Source organism: Lentibacillus sp. (assembly GCF_035301925.1).
Classification (GTDB): Bacteria; Bacillota; Bacilli; order Bacillales; family Amphibacillaceae; genus Lentibacillus.
Genome location: NZ_DATGTI010000124.1, coordinates 1 through 5198, shown reverse-complemented (window position 1 = coordinate 5198; position 5198 = coordinate 1). Strand labels below are relative to the sequence as shown.

Genomic DNA, 5198 nt, shown 5'->3' with positions numbered 1-5198 from the left:
TGGAGTGGAGGCCAGTCGACTCCTGCGGGAAAAGCAACAGCTGAAGACCCCGCAGGAAGTGCTTTTCTTCCGAGGAGGCTGAAGCGTTGCCCGCGGAAAGCGACTGGCCGGAACGGAAATCAACATAGCACTTACGTCGCATTTTATGCCAATTAGTGGAAAAAAACAACCTATCCGAAAAGAACATAAACAAAAGAGACACGTCCAACAAAGTAAAATTATGCTTTGTCGGGCGGTGTCTCAAGTGTGATGTCACCTAGTTTCCCTGTCCGCAGATCACGGATGAACAGATCGGCCACTTTATCAAAATTGACGTTTCCGCCGCTTTCCAGTGCACCGCGCTGCTTGCCAATTGACACAAAAATCTCCCACATGTCATCCATGTCACGATCAATCGAATAACGTTCGTTCAATTGTTCCGGATAATGTTCCTGCATATACTGAATGACAAAGGCAACAACATCATCCAGCGGCAGCAGCTGGTCTTTAATCGTACCGACAGCTGCCAGCCGATAACCAACCAGTTCATCCTCAAACTTCGGCCATAGTATTCCAGGTGTATCAAGCAGCTCAAAATCATTCTTCACTTTAATCCATTGCTGTGTTTTGGTCACACCTGGTTTATCACCGATTTGGGCAATTTTCTTGCCGGCCAGACGATTGATTAATGTGGATTTGCCAACGTTTGGAATACCGATAATCATGGCACGTGCAGGCCGTGGGTTAACACCTTTTTCCCTAAGTTTGTCCATTTTTGCCTGTCCAAGCTCTTTAGCTGTTTGCACAGCACGTTTAAGATCGGATTGGTTATTGACATCAATGGCAATGGCCGGTATGCCTTCATCATTAAAATATGACAGCCATTTTTCGGTTATGCTGCTGTCTGCAAGATCTTTTTTCATCATGACAATCATCTTCGGTTTTTCCTGCAAAACATCCTGAAACATTGGATTTTGGGAGGACAGCGGAGCTCGAGCATCAACGAGTTCCATAACAAAATCAGTCAATTTCAGTTTTTCTTCCACTTCGCGTTTTGCTTTTGCCATATGTCCGGGAAACCATTGTATCGCCATTGTAAATCATCCTAATCATGTATTGTCTGTATCCGGTCCAGCGGCCAATAGATCAGACTGGTTTTTCCGACAATCTGGTCCATTGAAACCACGCCAAGTATACGGCTGTCGGTTGAGTTGTTCCGGTTATCACCCAGAACCAGCACATGACCTTCAGGAACTGTTTCATATCCGCCAGGAAGGTTTTCCAGTTGAAAATCACCAGTTAATGGCTGGTATGAAGGCATCTTTTCTTTGCGTTCCTGCAGAAAGGGCTCTTCAACTTTTTCACCATCGATATATAACGTATCGTCTTCCACTGCTACATGTTCGCCCGGCAAACCAATAATCCGCTTAATAAAATCTTTTCGATCAGATGCATGAAACACAATAATATCAAAACGCTCAGGCTCCTGTATTTGATAAACGAATTTATTAACAATCATTTGATCTCCGTCCTGCAAGGTCGGCATCATCGACGGCCCATCTACAACAATCGGTGCAAAAAAGAACGTCCTGATGATAAAAAATAAACCAAATGCTATCAATAAAGCCTTTATCCAGTCGAACCATTCACTTTTCACTTTTTCCATATATTCCCCACCGCCTGCAACAATATATGTATTGCCTATCTAGTCATTATAATATTATTATATCATGCTGTATTGAAAAATATTGAAAGTAAAAAGGAGCTTGCATGAATCTAACAAGCCCCTTTCCAATAACCATTTCAATTGACGGATTAGCGACGTTCTTTGATGCGTGCCGCTTTTCCGCGCAGATTACGAAGATAGTAAAGTTTCGCGCGGCGAACAGAACCACGGCGGGTAACTTCGATTTTCGCAATACGTGGCGAATGCAGCGGGAATGTACGCTCAATGCCAACACCATAAGAAATTTTTCTTACGGTAAATGTTTCACTGATTCCGCCGCCTTGCCGTTTGATAACAACACCTTCAAACACTTGGATACGTTCACGGCTTCCTTCAACAACCTTAACGTGCACTTTAACAGTGTCACCTGGGCGGAAATCAGGATGATCCGTACGAAGCTGGTCTTTTGTCACTTCATCAATAATATGTTGCATCATGGTTCACTCCTTCCAAACCAATGCTCTTATCACACTACGGGACAGCGGAACATCGTTTTCGACTCAAGTACCTACTTAAGCACAGTGATAAATATATCATAACATAACAGTGAGTTCAATACTATTTTTTGCCTAACATTTTCTTATCATTTTCCGATAGGACCTGTTCTTCAAGCAAATCGCGGCGTCGCTCATATGTCCGTTTGAGTGACTCTTTTCTGCGCCATTCAGCAACCTTCGCATGATCACCTGATAATAGTACATCCGGGACTTTCATGCCACGAAAATCAGCAGGCCGTGTGTAGTGCGGATGTTCCAGAAGTCCGCTGGAAAAGGAATCTTCTGATGCAGATGCCTCATTCCCGAGTACACCAGGCAGCAGCCTGACAACACTGTCAATCACGACCATCGCACCAAGTTCGCCACCGGTCAGCACATAATCACCGATTGATATTTCATCATTCACAAGGTATTCCCGAATCCGCTCATCATAGCCTTCATAATGGCCGCAAATGAACACAAGATGATCCTCTTTAGACAATTCCTCTGCTTTTTTCTGGTTGTACGGGTCACCTTGGGGACACATTAAAATCACCCGTGGAGACGTATGTTTCGTCTTTGTGACATCATCCACTGCATCAAAAACCGGCTGCGGTGTCAGGACCATGCCGGCACCGCCGCCATATGGATAATCATCCACTTTCATATGCTTATTCTTAGAATAATCACGGAAATTCACCAGGTTGTAACTGAATTTTTCTTTTTCCTGTGCCTTTTGTAAAATGGAGGCATTAAAAACGCCTTCGATCATTTCCGGAAATAACGTCAAAATATCGATATGCATCAATCAAGCAGTCCTTCCATTGGTTCGATGATCACGGTTTGTGCAGCCACATCAACCTCTTTCACAACATCTTCAATATAAGGAACAAGTACATCCTTCCCTTTTTCCTGCTGAACGACCCATACATCATTAGCGCCTGGTGCCAGGATTTCTTTGATGACGCCCAGTTTTTCGCCGTTTGTCAAATAAACAGCACAGCCAATGATTTCGTGATAATAAAATTCATTTTCATCCAGTTCGGTCAGTTGATCTTCCCGGATTTTTAAATCATGCCCTTTAAAATGTTCAACATCATTAATATTGTTAAAATCTTTAAAATGGATAAGGTCAAAACCTTTATGAATCCGGTGACCGTCAATCTCCAATTCAAGCGCCTGGCCGTTTTCCTTCTGCAGGATCAACTTATTGCCGATATCAAACCGGTCATCAAAATCCGTCATGCGCTGTACTTTAACTTCACCTTTAATACCGTGTGTATTTACGATTTTGCCAACGTTGAACATCTTTGTCATGTCATCACCTGCTATTCATCAATACGGACAACCACACCATCTTTTATGATAATCGCTGCATCATTCATAATGTCATTCCAATGCGAACCTTCTTTGACCTCAACAAGAGCCTCAACTTCTTTTTCTGTAATTTCACTGCCGATTTCCAGAATATCCAATTGTTCAATCTTAAAATCAATCAGCTTGATTTTTTCCTTACGATTCTTAATTTCCTGCTGAAACCGATGAGACACTTCCTGCTTTGACATACTCCGCTTATTCTCCAGTTTGCGCTGTTCAAACCTTAATTGTTGACACTCTTGTTCAAGCCGCATTTTATGATTGTGAAAACTATTCCGTAACTTTTCCTTGCTTTTCTCTGTGACAATCTGTTTGATCAGAACCTTTTTAATGATTTGCATGACGGTTTCCCACTCTCTATAACAATTTTGGTACAGAGATCAATCCATTTGTAAAAAGGGAAAGGTGTCACCTCTCCCTTTACATAATATCCAAATAAATACGTTTATTTTTATCATTTTTGGCCGCATAGACAACCGTACGAATCGCTTTGGCAATTCGTCCATTTTTTCCGATCACCTTGCCGACATCGTTTTCGTTGACAGTCAGATGATAGACGATTTTTTCATCCTCTTCATTTTCCGTTATAACAATGTCATCCGGGTAATCAACCAATGGCGTCACAATCGTTTCAATCAGGGCTTTCATGATTATCACACTACTTTACGATAAATTTTTCTGTTCGTGAAATTTTTTCATGATGCCTTGTTTTGAGAAAAGATTACGGACTGTATCACTTGGTTTAGCACCTTTTGTCATCCAATCCAATGCTTTTTCTTCATTAATTTTAACTTCGATCGGACTCACAACAGGATTATATGTTCCAATTTGTTCAATAAAACGTCCATTTCTTGGTGAGCGGGAATCAGCCACAACAATACGATAAAATGGATTACGTTTTGACCCCATACGTTTCATACGGATTTTAACTGCCATGATGTCACCTCCAATGCTTTTATATCACAGTTTTAGATTTTAACAGATTGTTCAAAGTCTGTAAAGTGTTTTTCCATTACAGACCATGGGATGTTTTATCGAAGTCGGCTATTTCAACGGTTTCTTCAAGTCTGGGTTCTTGCATCTTGCCGCCAAAAAACGAGAGAAGTTCTGATTTTTCTTATTCACATGAAAGGCAGGTTCATGCTTTTGCCTTTTTTGCCTTTTTGCATGTTGGTCATTTGTTTCATCATTTTCTTCATTTCGTTAAATTGTTTCAATAATCGGTTCACCTGTGATACGGATGTTCCGGAACCTTTGGCAATCCGTTTTTTTCGGCTGGCGTTCATAAGACTTGGGTCCTGGCGTTCATCCTTCGTCATCGACTGGATGATTGCCTCCACATGCACCAGTTGCTTTTCATCAATTTGCGCATTTTTCAAACCTTTCATTTTATTGGCACCTGGAATCATATTCATCAGATCTTCCAGCGGGCCCATTTTTTTCACCTGGCCCATTTGCTCCAGAAAGTCATCAAACGTGAATGACATCGTACGCATTTTTTCCTGGAGCTCTTTTGCCTGCTTTTCATTGACATTGGTTTCCGCTTTTTCAATCAAGCTTAAAACGTCACCCATGCCAAGGATCCGTGATGCCATACCTTCCGGGTGGAACGGTTCCAGCTGATCCAGTTTTTCGCCCAT

Annotated in this window: 8 protein-coding genes and 1 pseudogene; all 9 read right to left on the bottom strand. The window is 41.9% G+C overall.

Annotation, left to right across the window (positions count from 1 at the left end; translation table 11 throughout):
* Positions 1–218: 218 nt before the first annotated feature.
* On the bottom strand, positions 219–1073 hold the full coding sequence (ylqF, locus tag VK080_RS10645; RefSeq protein WP_324224750.1) for a ribosome biogenesis GTPase YlqF: 855 nt from the start codon (positions 1071–1073) through the stop codon (positions 219–221).
* An 11-nt stretch (positions 1074–1084) separates the two neighbouring features.
* Entirely contained in the window at positions 1085–1645 is a 561-nt protein-coding gene (lepB, locus tag VK080_RS10640) for a signal peptidase I (protein WP_324224749.1), read from the bottom strand.
* A 149-nt stretch (positions 1646–1794) separates the two neighbouring features.
* Entirely contained in the window at positions 1795–2139 is a 345-nt protein-coding gene (gene rplS, locus VK080_RS10635; RefSeq protein ID WP_324224752.1) for a 50S ribosomal protein L19, read from the bottom strand.
* Between the two features lie 124 nt (positions 2140–2263).
* Complete coding sequence (trmD, locus tag VK080_RS10630) at positions 2264–2986, bottom strand: tRNA (guanosine(37)-N1)-methyltransferase TrmD (protein ID WP_324224751.1); 723 nt, start codon at positions 2984–2986, stop codon at positions 2264–2266.
* The gene (rimM, locus tag VK080_RS10625) at positions 2986–3498 is read right to left on the bottom strand and encodes a ribosome maturation factor RimM (RefSeq protein WP_324224748.1); all 513 of its coding nucleotides are present in this window, start codon (positions 3496–3498) and stop codon (positions 2986–2988) included. Before rimM ends, trmD begins: the two co-directional genes overlap by 1 nt.
* Before the next feature lie 11 nt (positions 3499–3509).
* Positions 3510–3899, bottom strand: coding sequence for a YlqD family protein (locus tag VK080_RS10620; protein ID WP_324224747.1), 390 nt, complete (start codon positions 3897–3899; stop codon positions 3510–3512).
* Positions 3900–3978: 79 nt separating this feature from the next.
* On the bottom strand, positions 3979–4206 hold the full coding sequence (locus tag VK080_RS10615) for a KH domain-containing protein (RefSeq protein ID WP_324224746.1): 228 nt from the start codon (positions 4204–4206) through the stop codon (positions 3979–3981).
* A gap of 15 nt (positions 4207–4221) precedes the next feature.
* On the bottom strand, positions 4222–4494 hold the full coding sequence (gene rpsP / locus VK080_RS10610) for a 30S ribosomal protein S16 (RefSeq protein ID WP_324224745.1): 273 nt from the start codon (positions 4492–4494) through the stop codon (positions 4222–4224).
* 185 nt (positions 4495–4679) lie between these two features.
* Positions 4680–5198 (bottom strand): annotated as a pseudogene (locus VK080_RS10605) (signal recognition particle protein); the annotation flags it as partial.